This is a genomic window from Enterobacter sp. BIDMC 27, assembly GCF_000534415.1.
Lineage (GTDB): Bacteria > Pseudomonadota > Gammaproteobacteria > Enterobacterales > Enterobacteriaceae > Enterobacter > Enterobacter hormaechei_C.
The window spans coordinates 591,754-611,024 of record NZ_KI973178.1; the positions used below are offsets into that span (position 1 = coordinate 591,754).

The window sequence follows — 19,271 nt, forward strand, 5'->3', positions numbered from 1 at the left end:
GTCACAATGGAAAAGGTTGTCATTGTTGATGCGATTCGCACCCCGATGGGCCGTTCAAAAGGCGGTGCGTTCCGTAACGTGCGCGCGGAAGACCTCTCCGCGCACCTGATGCGTAGCCTGCTGGCGCGTAACCCGGCGCTGGACCCAGCAGCGCTGGACGATATCTACTGGGGCTGCGTCCAGCAGACGCTGGAGCAGGGCTTCAACATTGCCCGTAACGCGTCCCTGCTGGCGGAGATCCCGCATTCGGTTCCGGCCGTCACCGTCAACCGTCTTTGCGGTTCGTCGATGCAGGCGCTGCACGACGCGGCGCGGATGATCATGACCGGCGATGCGCAGGCCTGTCTGGTGGGCGGCGTGGAGCACATGGGCCACGTGCCAATGAGCCACGGGGTCGATTTCCATCCAGGCATGAGCCGCAACGTGGCGAAAGCCGCCGGTATGATGGGTCTGACCGCCGAGATGCTCTCCCGTCTGCACGGCATCAGCCGTGAGATGCAGGATGCGTTTGCCGCGCGCTCGCATGCCCGCGCCTGGGCCGCCACGCAGTCTGGTGCCTTTAAGAATGAGATCATCCCAACCGGCGGTCACGACGCAGACGGCGTACTGAAGCAGTTCAGCTACGACGAAGTTATCCGTCCTGAAACAACCGTTGAAGCGCTTTCTACCCTGCGTCCGGCGTTTGATCCGGTCACCGGTACGGTAACGGCGGGCACCTCGTCTGCCCTGTCCGACGGTGCCGCCGCGATGCTGGTGATGAGCGAGAGCCGCGCCCGCAAATTAGGCCTGACGCCACGCGCCCGCGTGCGTTCGATGGCAGTCGTGGGCTGCGATCCTTCCATCATGGGCTACGGCCCGGTTCCGGCATCAAAACTGGCGCTGAAAAAAGCGGGGCTGAGCGCAAGTGATATCGATCTCTTTGAGATGAACGAAGCGTTCGCCGCGCAGATCCTGCCGTGCATTAAAGATCTGGGGCTGATGGATCAGATCGACGAGAAGATTAACCTCAACGGCGGCGCGATCGCCCTCGGTCACCCGCTGGGCTGCTCCGGGGCGCGTATCAGTACCACGCTGATTAACCTGATGGAACGCAAAGATGCCCAGTTCGGACTGGCAACGATGTGTATTGGATTGGGTCAGGGTATCGCGACGGTGTTTGAGAGGGTGTAAAGAAAAAGTATCTCAAAGTAACGTAGGCCCGATAAGCATCGCGCCATCGGGCTTTTGCCGGGAGGCGCTACGCTTTCCCGGCCTACGAAGAGAAAAAGTTTAGTTGCCGTTCTTCCCGCCTGTCAGGGGCGGGTTTTTTACGTTATTGCAGCAGCGAAATATCCGCCACGCGCAGGAACAGCTCACGCAGTTTCTCAAGCATTGAGAGACGGTTAATCCGCAGCTCTTTATCTTCCACGTTCACCATCACCTTCTCGAAGAAGGCGTCGATGACGTCACGCAGCTCCGCCAGCTCCACCAGCGCTTCCTGGTAGCGACCTTCCGCGAAATACGGCTCCAGCTTGTCGCGCAGCACCACAACCTGCATCGCCAGAGAAATCTCTTCCGGCTCTTTCAGGGTTGCAGCGTTGACGCGCTCGTTCAGCGTCTCGTCGGATTTCGCGAGGATGTTGGATACGCGCTTGTTGGCCGCGGCCAGCGCAGACGCCGCTTCCAGCGTACGGAAGTGGGATACCGCTTTCATACGCGCATCGAAATCTGCCGGACGGGTCGGACGACGCGCCAGCACCGCCTGAATGGTATCAACGGAGTAACCTTCGTCCTGATACCACGCGCGGAAACGACCGAGCATAAAGTCGATAACATCATCCACAACCTTCGCGTTGGTCAGCTTATCGCCGTACAGACGTACCGCTTCTTCGGTCAGCGTTTGCAGATCGAGGTTGAGGTTCTTCTCTACGATGATTCGCAGCACGCCCAGCGCAGCACGACGCAGCGCAAACGGGTCTTTGTCGCCTTTCGGATGCTGACCGATACCGAAGATACCCGCCAGGGTGTCCATCTTATCGGCAATCGCCACGGCGCAGGCAACCGGGTTAGACGGCAGATCGTCACCGGCAAAGCGCGGCTGATACTGCTCGTTCAGGGCTACCGCCACGTCTTCCGCTTCGCCATCGTGACGCGCGTAGTGCATACCCATCACGCCCTGAGTGTCGGTAAATTCGAACACCATGTTGGTCATCAGGTCGCACTTGGAGAGCAGGCCCGCACGGGTAGCGTGGTTAACGTCGGCGCCAATTTCACGGGCAATCCAGCCGGACAGCTCCGCGATACGGTCGGTCTTGTCGCGTAGCGTACCCAGTTGCTGCTGGAACAGTACGGTTTGCAGACGCGGCAGGTTGTCTTCCAGACGTTTTTTACGGTCGGTGTTGAAGAAGAACTCTGCATCCGCCAGACGTGGGCGCACCACTTTCTCGTTACCGGAGATAATCTGGATCGGATCTTTCGATTCGATGTTCGCCACGAAGATGAAGTTTGGCAGCAGCTTGCCGTCGTTGGCGTATACCGGGAAGTACTTCTGGTCACCCTTCATGGTATAGACCAGCGCTTCTGCCGGAACGGCCAGGAATTTCTCTTCGAACTTCGCGGTCAGCACAACTGGCCATTCCACCAGAGAGGTCACTTCTTCCAGCAGGCTTTCGCTCAGGTCAGCGTTACCGCCAATCTGGCGCGCCGCTTCTTCCGCGTCCGCTTTGATTTTGGCTTTACGCTGTTCGTAGTCGGCAATGACTTTACCGCGCTCCAGCAGGATCTGCGGGTACTGGTCGGCATTGTCGATGGTGAACTCCGGCTCGCCCATAAAGCGGTGGCCGCGGATCACGCGATCGGACGCCACGCCCAGAATGGTCGCTGGAATCACGGTATCGCCCAGCAGCAGGGTCACGGTGTGAACCGGACGCACGAAGTGCACGTCGGACGCGCCCCAGCGCATCAGCTTAGGAATTGGCAGCTTAGCCAGTGAGGTCGCGATCATGTCCGGCAGCAGCGCTTCCGCGCTTTCGCCTTTCACATGTGCACGATACAGCAGCCACTCGCCTTTGTCGGTGGTCAGACGCTCGGCCTGGTCAACGGTGATGCCGCAGCCGCGCGCCCAGCCTTCTGCCGCCTTGCTCGGCTTACCTTCGGCGTCGAACGCCTGAGCAATGGCCGGGCCACGTTTTTCCACTTCACGATCCGGCTGAGAGGCCGCCAGATTTGCCACTTTCAGCGCCAGACGGCGCGGTGCAGCAAACCATTCAATTTTACCGTGCGCCAGGCCAGCGTTATCCAGCTCAGCAGTGACGTTCGCAGCGAAAGATTCAGCCAGGCTGCGCAGGGCTTTTGGTGGCAGCTCTTCAGTGCCGATTTCCACCAGGAAAGTTTTCTCAGACATGGCCGCCTCTTATTTGTTTCGGTTGCACATCGGGAAGCCAAGGGCTTCACGGGACGCGTAGTAAGCTTCTGCAACGGCTTTGGTCAGGGTACGAATACGCAGAATGTAGCGCTGACGTTCAGTCACGGAGATCGCTTTGCGGGCATCCAGCAGGTTGAAGCTGTGGGCAGCCTTCAGAATACGCTCGTAGGCAGGCAGCGGCAGCGGAGTCTCCAGCGCCAGCAGCTGCTGGGCTTCTTTCTCGTACTGCTCGAAGCAGGTGAACAGGAAGTCCACGTCCGCGTATTCGAAGTTATAGGTGGATTGCTCCACTTCGTTCTGATGGAACACGTCGCCGTAGGTGGTTTTACCCAGCGGGCCGTCGCTCCAGACCAGGTCGTAAACGCTGTCTACGCCCTGAATGTACATGGCCAGACGTTCCAGACCATAGGTGATTTCGCCGGTAATCGGTTTACATTCCAGACCGCCAACCTGCTGGAAGTAAGTGAACTGGGTCACTTCCATGCCGTTCAGCCACACTTCCCAACCCAGACCCCAGGCACCCAGCGTTGGGTTTTCCCAGTTATCTTCCACGAAACGAATGTCGTGAATGGTTGGATCCATACCCAGCTCTTTCAGTGACCCGAGGTACAGTTCCTGAATGTTGTCGGGTGATGGCTTAATCACCACCTGGAACTGATAGTAGTGCTGCAAACGGTTCGGGTTTTCGCCGTAACGGCCATCGGTCGGACGACGGGATGGCTGCACATAGGCGGTCGCCATTGGCTCTGGCCCTAACGCGCGCAGGCTGGTCATCGGGTGTGAGGTGCCTGCGCCAACTTCCATGTCCAAAGGTTGAACAATGGTGCAGCCCTGACGAGCCCAGTAATCCTGTAAGGTCAGGATCAGGCCCTGGAAGGTCTTGGTATCAAACTTTTGCATAGTATTTCGTGCTGGATACGTGTGGTTTTAAATGGAAGGGATCAGTATACCCGCTGGCTGCAAGATATACAGTACGAAACGGGGTTGTTTAGGGAAAATTGGGGAATAAGCCCTACAGCCAGAACCTGCGAAGGCTCTGGTTGCTGCTTATACGAGCAATTTAACGCATTGAGAGATGTAAAAACTGGCCGTCTGCATCAAAAGAGCAGACAAAGCCCTCTTTACGCGCCGTATAGCCTTTCAGTTCATAGCTGCCCTGAAAGCGCTCGAAGCCGTTTATATGAATTTTCTGTGCTTCGGAATTATAGCGGTGAGCCGCCTGATCCCTGCACAGCTGTTCCATATTCAGGGAACGCTCCGGGCTCATTTTCCCCTGCTGCGCTTTTTGGACAGGTATCTCCTCAGAAGCACTGCATCCTGTTAATAAGAGCAGCAGAAAGAGTGACACCCCACGCTTCATCATCATTTTTATTACCGCCCTGGTCAGTGGCTGTTATTTTTAGTAGCAACACGTTTATAGATTAAAGTCCGTCATTCTGCGAATCTCGCCAGCTCCCTACAAGTTAGCCTGGCTAAACTCAGAATTTTCCAAGGGAAAAGTTTTACACAATCGCAGTCACACTTTTTTTATCAGGAATACAGAGGAACTGATGCAGTCAAAAATTAACTGGATTGATAACCTGCGGGGAATAGCCTGTCTGATGGTGGTGATGATCCACACAACGACCTGGTATGTCACGAACGCGCACAGTATCAGCCCTGTTAACTGGGATGTCGCCAATATTCTGAACTCGGCCTCCCGCGTGAGCGTCCCGCTGTTCTTTATGATTTCCGGTTTTCTCTTTTTTGGCGAGCGTAGCGCGCAGCCGAGACATTTCATCCGTATTGTCTCCTGTCTGCTGTTTTACAGCGCCTTTTCGCTGCTCTATATCATCCTGTTCACTTCAATTAACGCTGAACGTTCCCTGCTCAATTTGTTGCAAAAACCGGTGTTCTATCATCTGTGGTTTTTCTTCGCGATAATCGTTATCTATCTGGTGTCACCGTTAATTCAGGTAAAAAACGTCAGCGGTAAAATGCTGCTGGCCTTGATGGTAATAATCGGGATCGTGGCCAACCCGAATACCGTTTCACAGAAAATTGATGGCTTTGAATGGCTGCCCGTTAACCTTTATATCACCGGGGATACGTTTTATTACGTGCTGTACGGCATGCTGGGGCGCGCCATTGGCATGATGGAGACGCAAAAGCGAGGAATAAACTGGCTATGCGCGGCCGCGTTTCTCGTCGGTGTGTTTATTATCTCTCGCGGGACACTGCATGAGCTGCAATGGCGCGGCAACTTTGCCGATACCTGGTATCTCTACTGCGGGCCGATGGTCTTTATCTGCGCGATCTCTCTGCTGACGCTGGTTAAAAACACCCTGAATGCCCGCCCGCTTCCGGTGCTGGGGTTTATCTCTCGCCACTCGCTGGGCATTTACGGTTTTCACGCGCTGGTGATCCACGCCCTGCGCACCCGCGGCGTTGAGCTTAAAAGCTGGCCGGTGCTGGATATTGTCTGGATATTTACCGTTACGCTGGTTGTCAGCCTGCTGCTGTCAATGTTGCTGCAAAGAATCGATACGCGCAGGTTTGTAAGCTAACCCGGTTGAAGGCTGGCAGGCCGGGTAAGCGTTAGCGCCACCCGGCTCCTGTTTATGACATTAGCGGCAAAAGCTGCTGATAGATTTTGCGGAACACGTCTCGTCTTTCAGCATAGCGAGCATGATTTTTCGCATCAGGACGATGCTGCCGTTCAAGCGGCAGCTGGGGCAAAAGCTGGTGCAGTGGTTTATCCGGGTTCAGCGCAATTTGCGCCAGCCGTGCCGCACCGAGCGCCGGGCCGACATCGCCTCCCGTACGATAGTCCAGCTGCAACCCGCTGATATCGGAAAGCATTTGCCGCCAGTAGCTGCTTCGCGCACCGCCGCCAATTAACGTAATGCTGGATGGCGTCAGTCCACTGTCATGCACGACATCCATTCCGTCCGCCAGAGCATAGCCAACGCCTTCAAGCACCGCGCGCGCAAGCTCTGCCGGGCCGTGCTGATGGGTAAGACCGAAGAACACCCCTTTCGCTTCCGGGTTGTTATGCGGCGTCCGCTCGCCGGAAAGGTACGGTAAAAACCAGACCGCACCGGCATTATCATCTGCCTGCTGTGCCGCTGTGATAAGCGCCGGGACGTCCGCCATTCCGGTTAGCTTTGCCGCCCAGTCGAGGCAGGAAGCCGCGCTCAGCATCACCGACATCAAATGCCATTTACCCGGCAACGCGTGGCAGAAGCTGTGTACGGCGCTTTCAGGGTTACTACGATACCCGTCACTGACGGCAAAATAGACGCCGGAGGTACCGAGTGAGAGCATGGCCTGCCCTGCCTCGACCATCCCCACGCCGACCGCACCCGCCGCATTATCGCCGCCGCCAGCGACGACAGGTACGGCTGGCATGTTCCAGCGTTCAGCAACAGAAGGCTGCAAAGCCCCCGTGATTTCACTGCCTTCAAACAGCGCAGGCATATGGTCGCGCGTCAGCTGGCAGGCATCCAGCATCGCCTCGCTCCAGTCCCTTTTCGCCACGTCGAGCCACATCGTGCCTGCGGCGTCAGACATGTCGCTGGCAAAATCCCCTGTCATGCGAAAACGCAGGTAGTCTTTCGGCAACAGAACCTTCGCCACCTGACGGAAAATCTCAGGCTCATGGCGCTGCACCCACAGGAGTTTTGGCGCGGTAAAACCGGGCATCATCAGGTTGCCCGTAATTTCGCGGGACGCAGGCACACGCTCCTCAAGGATCGCGCACTCTTCCGCACAGCGGCCATCGTTCCAGAGAATAGCCGGGCGCAGAACGCGATGCTGACTATCCAGCAACGTTGCGCCATGCATTTGCCCGGCAATGCCCAGTGCCTTCACGTCGCGCAGGCTGTGCTGCTCGCCTAAGGCTTTCATCGCACGCTCTGTCGCCTGCCACCACTGCTCCGGATCTTGTTCCGACCAAAGCGGATACGGACGTGAAACCTGCAACTTTTCAGTCTGCGTGGCTAATACATCGCCCTGCTCGCTTAACAGGATGGCTTTCACCCCCGACGTGCCAAGATCGATCCCGATATACATGTGGTGGCTCCTTTGACGAAAATGCCCGGTGGCGCTGCGCTTACCGGGCCTGGATGCTGTTATTTATCGAACAGGTAGTGATTGACCAGGTTTTCCAGCAGCTCCTGATGGCCACTCTGATGCTGCGGCGCAAGCTGATGCTGTTCAGCGTACTTCGCGATCTCCGCAAGCGATAACTGACCTTTCAAAATTTGCTGGCCCAGCTCACTGTTCCAGCCGCTGTAGCGCTTCGCCACGCGCTTATCCAGCTCACCGTCTTCAATCATACGGGCCGCCACTTTCAGCGCCAGCGCCATGGTGTCCATCGCGCCAATATGCCCGTAGAACAGATCGTATTTGTCGGTGCTCTGGCGACGCACTTTGGCGTCGAAGTTCAGGCCGCCGGTGGTGAAACCGCCCGCTTTGATGATCTCGTACATCACCAGCGCATTCTCTTCTACGCTGTTCGGGAACTGGTCGGTATCCCAGCCCAGCTGTGGATCACCACGGTTAGCATCGACAGAGCCGAAGATGCCCAGCGCAATCGCAGAGGCAATTTCGTGATGGAACGAGTGGCCCGCCAGGGTAGCGTGGTTAGCCTCAATATTCACTTTGATCTCTTTTTCCAGACCAAACTGCTTCAGGAAGCCATACACGGTGGCGACATCATAATCATACTGATGCTTGGTTGGCTCCTGTGGTTTTGGCTCAATCAGCAGCGTGCCGCGGAAACCGATTTTGTGTTTGTGGTCCACAACCATCTGCATAAAGCGACCAATCTGCTCACGCTCCTGACGCAGGTCGGTATTCAGCAGCGTTTCATAGCCTTCACGACCGCCCCAGAGTACATAGTTCTCACCGCCCAGCTGATGCGTGGCGTTCATCGCGGTCACAACCTGGGTTGCCGCCCAGCTGAAGACTTCCGGGTCCGGGTTGGTTGCCGCGCCCGCGCCATAGCGAGGGTTGGTAAAGCAGTTAGCCGTACCCCAGAGCAGCTTGACGCCGCTTTGCTGCTGTTTTTCAGCCAGTACGTCGACCATCTGCGCGAAATTATTCAGATACTCTTTCAGCGACGCCCCTTCCGGCGACACGTCCACATCGTGGAAACAGTAGTACGGCACGTTCAGCTTATGGAAGAACTCGAACGCGACGTCGGCTTTACGCTTCGCCAGCTCAATGGCCTCGCCCGGCTGTTGCCATGGACGGTCAAAAGAGCCCACGCCGAACATATCGGCACCGTTCCAGCAGAAGGTGTGCCAGTAGCAGGCGGCAAAGCGCAAGTGATCTTCCATGCGCTTACCCAGCACCAGCTCATCCGGGTTGTAGTGACGAAATGCTAAAGGATTGGTCGTTTTCGTGCCTTCGAAACGAACGCGATCGAGTTGGTCGAAATAAGCTTGCATATTGAGCTCCATAATCAGGGTATGCGGCGTGGTCTTGCTTCTGGAGTAATAGTGAATAGACATTGGAGGTTGCTCAATTACGTTATTTCACACTGCTATTGAGATAATGCGCAATTGTGCGCTGGCTCGCAAAATAATGCGCAGACAAACTATTTTTCGGCGCGCATTCCAGAATCAAATGTAATTAATAGGTTACGCTTTTTAAAATCCGATCGCGGTCATAAATTCAGAAATAAACCAAATATCGTAATGAGAAGATAAAAATCTGTAATTGCCAGCAGGCCTTTCCACGTTAAAAATTTGCTGCGTCTCAGCAGTGAACGTTTCTTTTATCTCAGCTACACATACCCCTACAAAAAGGCCTAATAATTATGAAGATAAAGAACCTGACCCTAACGCTCTGCACTACTCTCCTGCTTGCAAGCTTTGCCGGACACGCCAAAGAAGTCAAAATCGGCATGGCGATTGATGACTTACGCCTGGAGCGCTGGCAAAAAGATCGCGATATCTTTGTTAAAAAAGCGGAATCTCTCGGCGCGGAGGTGTTCGTTCAGTCCGCTAACGGCAACGAAGAGACGCAAATGTCGCAAATCGAGAATATGATCAACCGTGGCGTCGATGTGCTGGTCATTATCCCGTATAACGGCCAGGTATTAAGCAACGTGGTGAAAGAAGCGAAACAGGAAGGGATAAAAGTCCTGGCTTATGACCGCATGATTAATAATGCCGATATTGATTATTATATTTCGTTCGACAATGAAAAGGTGGGTGAATTACAGGCTAAAAGCCTGGTCGCAAAAGTGCCTCAGGGGAATTATTTCCTGATGGGCGGCTCGCCTGTGGATAACAACGCCAAACTGTTCCGCCAGGGACAAATGAAAGTGCTGAAGCCGTATATCGACGAGGGCAAAATTAAAGTCGTCGGCGACCAGTGGGCTGACGGCTGGTTACCGGAAAACGCGCTGAAAATTATGGAAAACGCGTTGACCGCAAATAACAACAAAATCGATGCGGTGGTGGCCTCTAACGATGCCACTGCGGGTGGCGCCATTCAGGCGCTGAGCGCGCAGGGACTGGCCGGGAAAGTCGCTATTTCCGGACAGGACGCCGACCTTGCGGGTGTAAAACGCATCATCGCGGGTACCCAGACCATGACGGTGTATAAGCCCATTACCGAGCTTGCCAATACGGCCGCCGAAATTGCCGTTGAGCTGGGCAATGGCCAGCAACCTAAAGCAGACGCGACGTTAAATAACGGCCTGAAAGACGTACCTGCTCGCCTGCTTACCCCTATCGAAGTCAACAAAGAGAATATTGACGCCACCGTGGTGAAAGACGGTTTCCATAAGAAGAGTGAACTGTAATCCAGCGCAGCCCCTGCCCGGCAGGGGCGCATTGACCTGCCCTGTTCATCTGTTGGGCTATGCGGAGCAGTTATGTCTTATTTACTTGAAATGAAAAGCATCACCAAAGCCTTCGGGGCGGTGAAAGCAGTCGATAACGTAAGCCTGCGGCTGAATCCCGGCGAAGTGATGTCGCTGTGCGGCGAAAATGGCTCGGGAAAATCCACGCTGATGAAAGTGTTGTGCGGGATCTACCCGCACGGCAGCTACGAGGGCGAAATCGTTTTTGCCGGTGAGGTGCTCCAGGCCACGCACATTCGCGACACCGAACGTAAAGGCATCGCTATCATTCACCAGGAGCTGGCGCTGGTGAAGCACCTTACCGTGCTGGAAAATATCTTTCTCGGTGCCGAACTCTCACGCCACGGCGTACTGGATTACGACACCATGACGCTGCGCTGCGAAAAACTGCTGGCTCAGGTGAGCCTGGCTATCTCACCGGATACGCGCGTGGGCGACTTAGGTTTAGGCCAGCAGCAGCTGGTGGAGATCGCCAAGGCGCTGAACAAACAGGTGCGCCTGCTGATCCTCGACGAACCAACCGCCTCACTCACCGAACAGGAAACCGCCGTACTGCTCAATATCATCCGCGATCTGCAAAACCACGGTATCGCCTGCATCTATATTTCGCACAAGCTCAATGAGGTGAAAGCCATTTCCGACACCATCTGCGTCATCCGCGACGGGCAGCATATCGGCACGCGTGAAGCAGAAGGCATGAGCGAGGATGACATCATCACCATGATGGTGGGTCGCGAACTCACCGCGCTGTATCCCAACGAACCGCACACCATCGGCGAAGAGCTCCTGCGCGTGGAAAACCTGACGGCGTGGCATCCCGTTAACCGCCATATCAAGCGCGTGGATAACCTCTCCTTCTCGCTGCACCGCGGCGAAATTCTCGGCATTGCGGGTTTAGTGGGTGCGGGAAGAACCGAGGCCGTGCAGTGTCTCTTTGGGGTCTGGCCGGGGCGCTGGGAAGGCAAAATTTATATCGACGGTCAGCCGGTAAAAATCGACAACTGCCAGCAGGCTATTGCTAAGGGTATTGCCATGGTGCCAGAAGACCGCAAAAAAGACGGCATCGTGCCGGTAATGGCGGTGGGAAAAAATATCACGCTGGCGGCGCTCAGCCAGTTTTCCGGCGCGCTGAGCAGCCTGGATGATGCCGCAGAACAGCAGTGTATTCTCCAGTCGCTTGCCCGGCTTAAGGTGAAAACCTCCTCGCCGGAGCTGGCGATAGGACGCCTGAGCGGCGGCAACCAGCAGAAAGCGATTCTGGCGCGCTGCCTGCTGCTTAATCCGCGCATTTTAATTCTGGACGAACCCACCCGCGGGATCGATATCGGCGCGAAGTATGAAATCTACAAGCTGATCAACCAGCTTGTGCAGCAAGGGATTGCCGTCATTGTTATCTCGTCCGAATTGCCTGAAGTGCTGGGGCTGAGCGACCGCGTGCTGGTCATGCATGAAGGGAAACTCAAAGCCAACCTGAACAACCAGAACCTGACGCAAGAGCAGGTGATGGAAGCTGCCTTAAGGAGCGAACGCCATGTCGAAAAGCAACCCGTCTGATATCAAAGTCGCTGTTCCGACGCCCGGTGCGTTCGCAGGACTTAAATCGCTGAATCTGCAAGTTTTTGTAATGATTGCCGCCATTATCGTGATCATGTTGTTCTTTACCTGGATGACCGATGGCTCCTATTTGAGCGCACGTAACGTCTCTAACCTGCTGCGTCAGACCGCCATCACCGGGATCCTGGCGGTGGGGATGGTCTTTGTGATTATCTCAGCGGAAATTGACCTGTCGGTAGGGTCGATGATGGGTCTGCTCGGCGGCGTGGCGGCAATTTTTGACGTCTGGCTCGGCTGGCCGCTGCCGCTGACGATTACGGTCACGCTGGTACTAGGTCTGCTGCTGGGGGCGTGGAATGGCTGGTGGGTGGCCTACCGTAAAGTCCCGTCGTTTATCGTCACCTTAGCGGGGATGCTGGCCTTCCGCGGCATTCTGATTGGGATCACCAACGGCACCACCGTCTCCCCGACCAGCGCCTCGATGTCCCAGATTGGCCAAAGCTACCTCTCTGATGGCGTCGGTTTTACGATCGGCGTGGTTGGGCTGATGGCGTTTGTCGCGTGGCAATGGCGAGGACGCATGCGTCGCCAGGCGCTGGGGCTGGCCTCGCCTGCCTCAACCTCGGTTGTCGGCCGTCAGGCGCTTACTGCGGTGATTGTGCTGGGGGCCATCTGGCTGTTAAACGATTATCGCGGCGTCCCAACGCCCGTTCTGCTGCTGGCGCTGTTGCTGTTAGGTGGGATGTTTATGGCCACACGTACCGCATTCGGTCGCCGTATTTATGCCATCGGCGGCAACCTGGAAGCCGCGCGTTTATCTGGTATCAACGTCGAGCGAACGAAACTCGCCGTCTTTGCCATCAACGGCCTGATGGTGGCCATCGCGGGGCTGATCCTCAGTTCGCGACTGGGGGCGGGCTCCCCGTCTGCGGGTAACATTGCCGAGCTGGACGCCATCGCCGCCTGCGTGATTGGCGGGACCAGCCTCGCCGGGGGCATTGGCAGCGTGGCGGGGGCGGTGATGGGCGCATTTATTATGGCTTCGCTGGATAACGGGATGAGTATGATGGACGTGCCGACGTTTTGGCAGTATATCGTCAAGGGTGCCATTCTTTTGCTGGCAGTCTGGATGGACTCTGCCACCAAGCGGCGCGCCTGATAACACTATCGTGACTAATTTGGGAAATGAGCCATGTTTGAAAAGCGTCACCGCATTACGTTGTTATTCAATGCCAACAAAGCCTATGACCGGCAGGTGGTTGAAGGGGTTGGCGAATATTTGCAGGCGTCGCAATCCGAATGGGATATTTTCATCGAAGAAGATTTTCGTACCCGTCTGGAGAACATCAAAGACTGGCTGGGAGACGGGGTCATCGCTGACTTTGACGACCCCGTGATTGAACAGTTGCTGAGTGGCGTCGACGTGCCTATCGTGGGCGTTGGCGGCTCTTACCATACACCGGAACATTACCCCCCCGTTCACTACATCGCCACGGATAACCATGCTCTGGTCGAGACCGCCTTCCTCCATTTAAAGGAGAAAGGCGTACATCGTTTTGCGTTTTACGGATTGCCCGCCACCAGCGGAAAGCGCTGGGCGATGGAGCGTGAATATGCCTTCTGCCAGCTGGTTGCCCAGGAGAAATATCGCGGCGTCGTTTATCAGGGGCTGGAAACCGCGCCAGAAAACTGGCAGCACGCACAAAATCGCCTGGCTGACTGGCTGCAAACTCTGCCGCCCCAGACAGGGATTATCGCCGTGACGGACGCCCGCGCCCGCCACGTATTACAGGTGTGCGAACATTTGCATATTCCGGTGCCTGAAAAGCTGTGCGTGATTGGTATTGATAACGAAGAGCTTACGCGCTATCTGTCGCGCGTGGCGCTCTCATCCGTGGCTCAGGGTACCCGTCAGATGGGCTATCAGGCCGCAAAGCTGCTGCACAGACTGTTAGACAACGAATCCCTGCCGCTCCAGCGTCTGCTGGTTCCGCCCGTTCGCGTGGTCGAGCGTCGCTCAACTGACTACCGCTCCTTAAACGATCCGGCCGTGATTCAGGCGATGCACTACATTCGCAATCATGCCTGCAAAGGGATTAAGGTCGATCAGGTGCTCGATTCGGTCGGCATTTCACGTTCGAATCTGGAGAAGCGGTTCAAAGAGGAAGTCGGTGAGACGATTCACGCCGTGATCCATGCGGAAAAGCTGGAGAAAGCGCGCAGTCTGCTGATCTCCACCTCGCTGTCGATCAACGAGATTTCACAGATGTGCGGCTATCCGTCGCTTCAGTATTTCTATTCGGTGTTCAGAAAAGAGTATGACACCACGCCGAAGGAGTACCGGGAACGGTACAGTGAAGTCCTGCTCTAGAAAAAAGAACGCCTTCCAGTGGAAGGCGTTTTTCATTACATATGTGCGGCAATCAGACGCTGGTTATCCTGGTACATGGAGAACAGGTAATTGTTATAACGCTGTCCCTGAGTGGAATAACCTTTCAGCTTGTGGATCATCGCCGTAGCCGTTACTTCCTGATCCGCCTTACGCAGCTGAGCGCGTGACTTACGGAACGAGGAGTAGGCCGGGTGGGTGTTCAGGTTCACCACATAGGCATTCACGGAATCTTTCACCGATTCAAACTGTGAATAGCCCTTCACCTTGCCGGGTGCATTAGTACAACGACCTTTTGCGCATTTCATGCCAAACAGATTGTTGTTGTTGCGCGCCAGCTTCGAGGTGCCCCAACCGCTTTCGGCGGCGGCCATTGTCGCGACCATACTGCCTGGAATAATGTCCACACGCTCTAACAGAGTGTTCCACGGCACACGACGCGTGTTCCCGCTCCACTTCACTTTATAGCGTTTGGCGATGTCTTTCAGGCGAGTGCGCTCAGACGGCGACCAGCGGCTATCGTACTGTTTGGAGATCAGCCAGTTACGATCCGCAGTAATCGCGGCATTTTGACTTTTAATGTAAGGCATTACCGTCCGGAGAAACGCTTTTTTCCTTGGTGTCCCGGAAGGGTATTTTCGCAAATCAGGAAGTGAACTACTCTTTGCACTATTGCGAGAATACTCTTGTTTACTGCTAACCTTACTGCTTGTCGTCTTTATTACGTGGGCTTTCTTACTCGTTGTATCCGCGTGCGTCTTTGCAAGCACCTCACCTGAAAATGCCATGGTGAGTAACATGAGTATCGCGGCCCCATATCGTCGAATGGGAGTCGATATCATTAGGTCTCCTGGTCGGATATAAACATTCCAACACCTTATTTTCTTCAAAAATTTGAGAGCGGAATCTCAAATCATACCAAAAATAGTCCTCAAGAGCACGTATACAAATAGTCCAATTCCGAAACTATGTCATCCGGAACATGCTCATTAAATCACCAGCACTGGAAAAATGTGCGCGATATCGCAGATAACTGCCTAATTTTGCGCGGGATCACTCATCCCTTCGCGTCCTCCTGGCAGAAAGCCTCAGAGGAGGAGTTTTTCCCCTGAGCCGAGTGGCACACTGGTCAAAAATGCCGCGACAGGAAAATGGAATGAAACGCACTGCATTAGCTGTTCTGATGTTACCCGCATTCGCGCATGCCGACTGGTCATCGCCGGGATTTAACGCGTTTAGCGCTGAAGGTACCGGCGTCTTTACCAGCCAGGCAACGCTTGCGAAGGGTACCCGCCCGCTGACGTTGAGTCTTGATAACGCGTGCTGGCAGCCGACAGGTGCCATTAAACTCAACGAGATGCTGTCGCTCAAACCCTGCGAAGGGACCCCACCGCAGTGGCGGTTATTCCGTGACGGCGTTTATCAGATGCGTATTGATACGCGCTCGGGAACGCCGACGCTGATGTTGACGGTACAAAGTGCGGCGCCACAGCCTGTCGCAAACGTTACCCGCCAGTGCCCGAAGTGGGACGGCAAACCGCTCACGATCGATGTCGTTAACACCTTTCCGGAAGGCACGGTGGTGCGTGATTTTTACAGCAAACAGACCGCGACCGTTCAAAACGGCAAAGTAATTCTTCAGCCAGCCGCCAACAGCAATGGCCTGCTGCTGCTTGAGCGCGCCGAGACGGACAAACCCGCGCCATTCAGCTGGCAAAACGCCACCGTCTATTTCGTGCTGACCGATCGCTTCGTAAATGGCGACCCCACCAACGACAACAGCTATGGCCGCCATAAAGACGGTATGCAGGAGATTGGTACTTTCCACGGCGGCGATCTGAAAGGGCTTACCAGCAAACTGGATTACCTTCAGCAACTGGGCGTGAATGCGCTCTGGATAAGCTCACCGCTGGAGCAAATCCACGGCTGGGTTGGCGGCGGCACCAAAGGGGATTTCCCCCACTACGCCTATCACGGCTATTACACTCAGGACTGGACGAAACTCGACGCCAACATGGGCAGCGAAGATGATTTACGCCAGCTTGTCGACGACGCGCACAGGCGCGGTATCCGCGTCCTGTTTGACATTGTCATGAACCACGCGGGTTATGCGACGCTTGCAGATATGCAAGAGTATCAGTTTGGCGCGCTCTATTTGCAGGGCGATGAGCTGAAAAAAACCCTCGGCGAGCGCTGGACTGACTGGAAGCCAGGCGCCGGTCAAAGCTGGCACAGCTTCAACGATTACATCAACTTCAGTGACAAAGCCGCATGGGAAAAATGGTGGGGTAAAAAATGGATCCGTACCGATATCGGTGATTATGACAACCCGGGCTTTGACGATCTGACCATGTCGCTAGCCTTTCTGCCGGATCTGAAAACGGAATCTAAGATCCCGTCAGGTTTGCCGAACTTTTATCAACACAAGCCCGACACCAACGCGAAAGTGATGACGAATTTCACGCCGCGAGATTACCTGACCCACTGGCTCAGCCAGTGGGTACGTGACTACGGCATCGACGGCTTCCGGGTCGATACCGCTAAGCACGTTGAGCCTGAAGCCTGGCAGCAACTGAAAAACCAGGCAAGCCAGGCGCTGGCCGCGTGGAAAGCCGCCAACCCGGACAAAAAACTCGACAATGCGCCATTCTGGATGACCGGTGAATCCTGGGGCCACGGCGTGATGCAGAGCGATTATTACCGCCACGGCTTCGATGCGATGATCAACTTTGACTATCAGGAGCAGGCGGCGAAAGCGGTGGACTGTCTGGCCGATATGGATTTAACCTGGCAGCAAATGGCAGAAAAGCTGCAAAGTTTTAATGTGCTGAGCTATCTCTCCTCCCACGATACGCGTCTGTTCCGTGAAGGGGGCCAGCGCGCCGCTGAGTTACTGCTGCTGGCGCCGGGAAGCGTGCAGATCTATTACGGCGATGAATCAGAGCGTCCATTCGGCCCGACGGGCTCCGATCCGCTACAGGGAACCCGTTCGGATATGAACTGGCAGGACGTCACGGGTAAACAGGCGTTAACTGTCACCCACTGGCAGCTTCTGGGGCAGTTCCGCGCCCGTCATCCGGCGCTGGGTGAAGGCAAGCAAACCACGCTGTCACTGAAAGAAGGCTACGGCTTTGTGCGCGAGCACAAGGGCGATAAGGTGATGGTGGTGTGGGCGGGCAATCAATAGACCCCCTCACCCTAACCCTCTCCCCAGGGGCTGAGGGATCCCCAGTAATTTGAAAGCAAAAGCTATAACGTTGCCTCAGAATAACTGAGGGCTTTCAGCGATGCCTCGGTCCGGCTGTAAATCGCTGAGGCGTTTCCTGTAGGCCGGGGCGAGGCGCAGGGATGCGCCGAGAGGGCGGGCTTTACAGGGATGTTACCTCCGCCCGTCCCCGATAAGCCGGAAGGAATAAGCCGAAGGCACCGCGAAGCGGCGATTTACCGCCGGAAGCCCGGGTCGCCAGGGTGGTGGTGACTGAGCCACCCTGGCACGTTCACCGCTCATGTCGTGACAGAGTAGCAAGGAACATAACGTGAACGGAATGACCACCAGAGCCGTATGTTCCCCCTCACCCCAGCCCTCTCCCACCGGGAGAGGGGGCCGTCTGTGCAGGCATTATTTTGTGGGGAACTCTCAGCCCCAGGGGGAGAGGGCTGGGGTGAGGGGCATTCACCAGAACAATTCACCACACAAATACAAACCCGCCACATAAAACAACAAATCCGACCACATCCGCCGATTTGCACCAACACGGTGCTGGCGTTATGGTTACTGCCTTTCATATTAAGCCCGACAGATCACCTGCTATGACGTTTTCACTATTCGGCGACAAATTTACCCGCCATTCAGGCATTACCCGCCTGATGGAGGACCTCAACGACGGGCTGCGCACCCCAGGCGCTATCATGCTTGGCGGCGGAAACCCGGCTCAAATTCCGGAGATGAACACCTACTTCCAGACGCTGCTGGCAGAGATGCTGGAAAACGGTAAAGCAACCGATGCGCTATGTAATTACGACGGCCCTCAGGGTAAAACAGAACTACTGACGCTTCTGGCGGCAATGCTGCGGGAAGCGCTGGGTTGGGATATCGAACCACAGAATATTGCACTGACAAACGGCAGTCAGAGCGCGTTTTTCTACTTATTCAATCTGTTCGCCGGACGCCGCGCCGACGGCACCACGAAAAAAGTGCTGTTCCCGCTGGCACCGGAGTATATCGGCTATGCCGATGCCGGCCTCGAAGAAGACCTGTTTGTTTCCGCACGTCCGAATATCGAGTTGCTGCCAGAGGGCCAGTTCAAATATCACGTCGATTTTGAACATCTGCATATCGGTGAAGAGACGGGCATGATCTGCGTATCACGTCCCACCAACCCGACGGGCAACGTGATCACCGACGACGAGCTGATGAAGTTGGATGCGCTGGCGAATCAGCACGGCATCCCGCTGGTGATCGATAACGCCTATGGCGTACCGTTCCCGGGGATCATCTTCAGCGAAGCGCGTCCGCTATGGAACCCGAATATCATCCTCTGCATGAGCCTCTCCAAGCTGGGCCTGCCGGGCAGTCGTTGCGGCATTATCATTGCTAACGAGAAAATCATCACCGCCATTACCAACATGAACGGCATTATCAGCCTTTCCCCTGGCGGCATCGGCCCGGCGATGATGTGCGAGATGATCAGGCGTAACGACCTGCTGCGCCTGTCGAATGAGGTGATTAAGCCGTTTTACTCTCAGCGCGTTCAGGAAACTATCGCCATCCTTCGCCGCTACTTACCCGAAGAACGCTGCCTGATCCATAAACCGGAAGGGGCAATTTTCCTGTGGCTGTGGTTTAAGGATCTGCCCATTACGACAGAGCTGCTTTATCAGCGTCTGAAAAAACGTGGCGTACTGATGGTGCCAGGGGATTACTTCTTCCCGGGGCTGGATAAGCCGTGGCCGCACACGCACCAGTGCATGCGCATGAACTACGTCCCGGACCCGGAAAAAATCGAAGCGGGTGTGAAAATTCTCGCCGAAGAGATTGAGAACGCCTGGCGCGAGGCCGGTTAATA

General features: G+C 55.5%; 14 protein-coding genes. 8 read left to right on the forward strand and 6 right to left on the reverse strand.

The window, feature by feature from the left end; translation table 11 throughout:
• The first annotated feature begins 6 nt into the window (after positions 1–6).
• Positions 7–1,170: an acetyl-CoA C-acyltransferase FadA gene (fadA, locus tag L463_RS19600; RefSeq protein ID WP_032104489.1), complete on the forward strand. Its 1,164-nt coding sequence runs from the start codon at positions 7–9 to the stop codon at positions 1,168–1,170.
• Positions 1,171–1,312: 142 nt separating this feature from the next.
• Here fadA and glyS read toward each other — a convergent pair whose 3' ends face one another.
• From glyS to L463_RS19585, 3 genes are all read right to left on the reverse strand, one after another.
• Complete coding sequence (gene glyS / locus L463_RS19595; RefSeq protein WP_032104487.1) at positions 1,313–3,382, reverse strand: glycine--tRNA ligase subunit beta; 2,070 nt, start codon at positions 3,380–3,382, stop codon at positions 1,313–1,315.
• Between the two features lie 9 nt (positions 3,383–3,391).
• On the reverse strand, positions 3,392–4,303 hold the full coding sequence (glyQ, locus tag L463_RS19590; RefSeq protein ID WP_003860141.1) for a glycine--tRNA ligase subunit alpha: 912 nt from the start codon (positions 4,301–4,303) through the stop codon (positions 3,392–3,394).
• A 160-nt stretch (positions 4,304–4,463) separates the two neighbouring features.
• Positions 4,464–4,769, reverse strand: a complete 306-nt coding sequence (locus L463_RS19585; RefSeq protein WP_017693801.1) for a YsaB family lipoprotein — start codon at positions 4,767–4,769, stop codon at positions 4,464–4,466.
• Positions 4,770–4,953: 184 nt separating this feature from the next.
• Here L463_RS19585 and L463_RS19580 point away from each other — a divergent pair, with 184 nt between their 5' ends.
• A complete protein-coding gene (locus L463_RS19580) occupies positions 4,954–5,949 on the forward strand; it encodes an acyltransferase (RefSeq protein ID WP_015572742.1) in 996 nt (331 codons plus the stop codon).
• A 52-nt stretch (positions 5,950–6,001) separates the two neighbouring features.
• Here the strand turns inward: L463_RS19580 and xylB are convergent, their stop codons facing one another.
• Positions 6,002–7,456 (reverse strand): xylulokinase, encoded by a 1,455-nt coding sequence (gene xylB, locus L463_RS19575; protein ID WP_032104485.1) that lies wholly within the window; start codon positions 7,454–7,456, stop codon positions 6,002–6,004.
• Positions 7,457–7,515: 59 nt separating this feature from the next.
• The gene (gene xylA, locus L463_RS19570; RefSeq protein WP_026080557.1) at positions 7,516–8,838 is read right to left on the reverse strand and encodes a xylose isomerase; all 1,323 of its coding nucleotides are present in this window, start codon (positions 8,836–8,838) and stop codon (positions 7,516–7,518) included.
• A gap of 371 nt (positions 8,839–9,209) precedes the next feature.
• Between xylA and xylF the strand changes: the two genes are divergently transcribed.
• The 4 genes from xylF (at position 9,210) to xylR (ending at position 14,187) form a co-directional block, all read left to right on the forward strand.
• Positions 9,210–10,202, forward strand: coding sequence for a D-xylose ABC transporter substrate-binding protein (gene xylF / locus L463_RS19565; RefSeq protein WP_006808602.1), 993 nt, complete (start codon positions 9,210–9,212; stop codon positions 10,200–10,202).
• Positions 10,203–10,274: 72 nt separating this feature from the next.
• A complete protein-coding gene (locus L463_RS19560) occupies positions 10,275–11,816 on the forward strand; it encodes a xylose ABC transporter ATP-binding protein (RefSeq protein ID WP_015572746.1) in 1,542 nt (513 codons plus the stop codon).
• The gene (gene xylH, locus L463_RS19555; RefSeq protein ID WP_032104483.1) at positions 11,794–12,975 is read left to right on the forward strand and encodes a xylose ABC transporter permease XylH; all 1,182 of its coding nucleotides are present in this window, start codon (positions 11,794–11,796) and stop codon (positions 12,973–12,975) included. The genes L463_RS19560 and xylH overlap by 23 nt, the downstream gene beginning before the upstream one ends.
• 33 nt (positions 12,976–13,008) lie before the next feature.
• On the forward strand, positions 13,009–14,187 hold the full coding sequence (gene xylR / locus L463_RS19550) for a D-xylose utilization transcriptional activator XylR (protein ID WP_003860152.1): 1,179 nt from the start codon (positions 13,009–13,011) through the stop codon (positions 14,185–14,187).
• A gap of 35 nt (positions 14,188–14,222) precedes the next feature.
• On the opposite strand, the gene L463_RS0122550 is transcribed toward xylR, so the two are convergent.
• Positions 14,223–15,047, reverse strand: a complete 825-nt coding sequence (locus L463_RS0122550) for a protein bax (RefSeq protein ID WP_023295596.1) — start codon at positions 15,045–15,047, stop codon at positions 14,223–14,225.
• Between the two features lie 314 nt (positions 15,048–15,361).
• Here L463_RS0122550 and L463_RS19545 point away from each other — a divergent pair, with 314 nt between their 5' ends.
• Together L463_RS19545 and avtA are read left to right on the forward strand one after the other, a co-directional pair.
• On the forward strand, positions 15,362–17,392 hold the full coding sequence (locus L463_RS19545; protein WP_032673075.1) for an alpha-amylase: 2,031 nt from the start codon (positions 15,362–15,364) through the stop codon (positions 17,390–17,392).
• A 623-nt stretch (positions 17,393–18,015) separates the two neighbouring features.
• The gene (gene avtA / locus L463_RS19540) at positions 18,016–19,269 is read left to right on the forward strand and encodes a valine--pyruvate transaminase (RefSeq protein ID WP_015572749.1); all 1,254 of its coding nucleotides are present in this window, start codon (positions 18,016–18,018) and stop codon (positions 19,267–19,269) included.
• Positions 19,270–19,271: the final 2 nt, after the last annotated feature.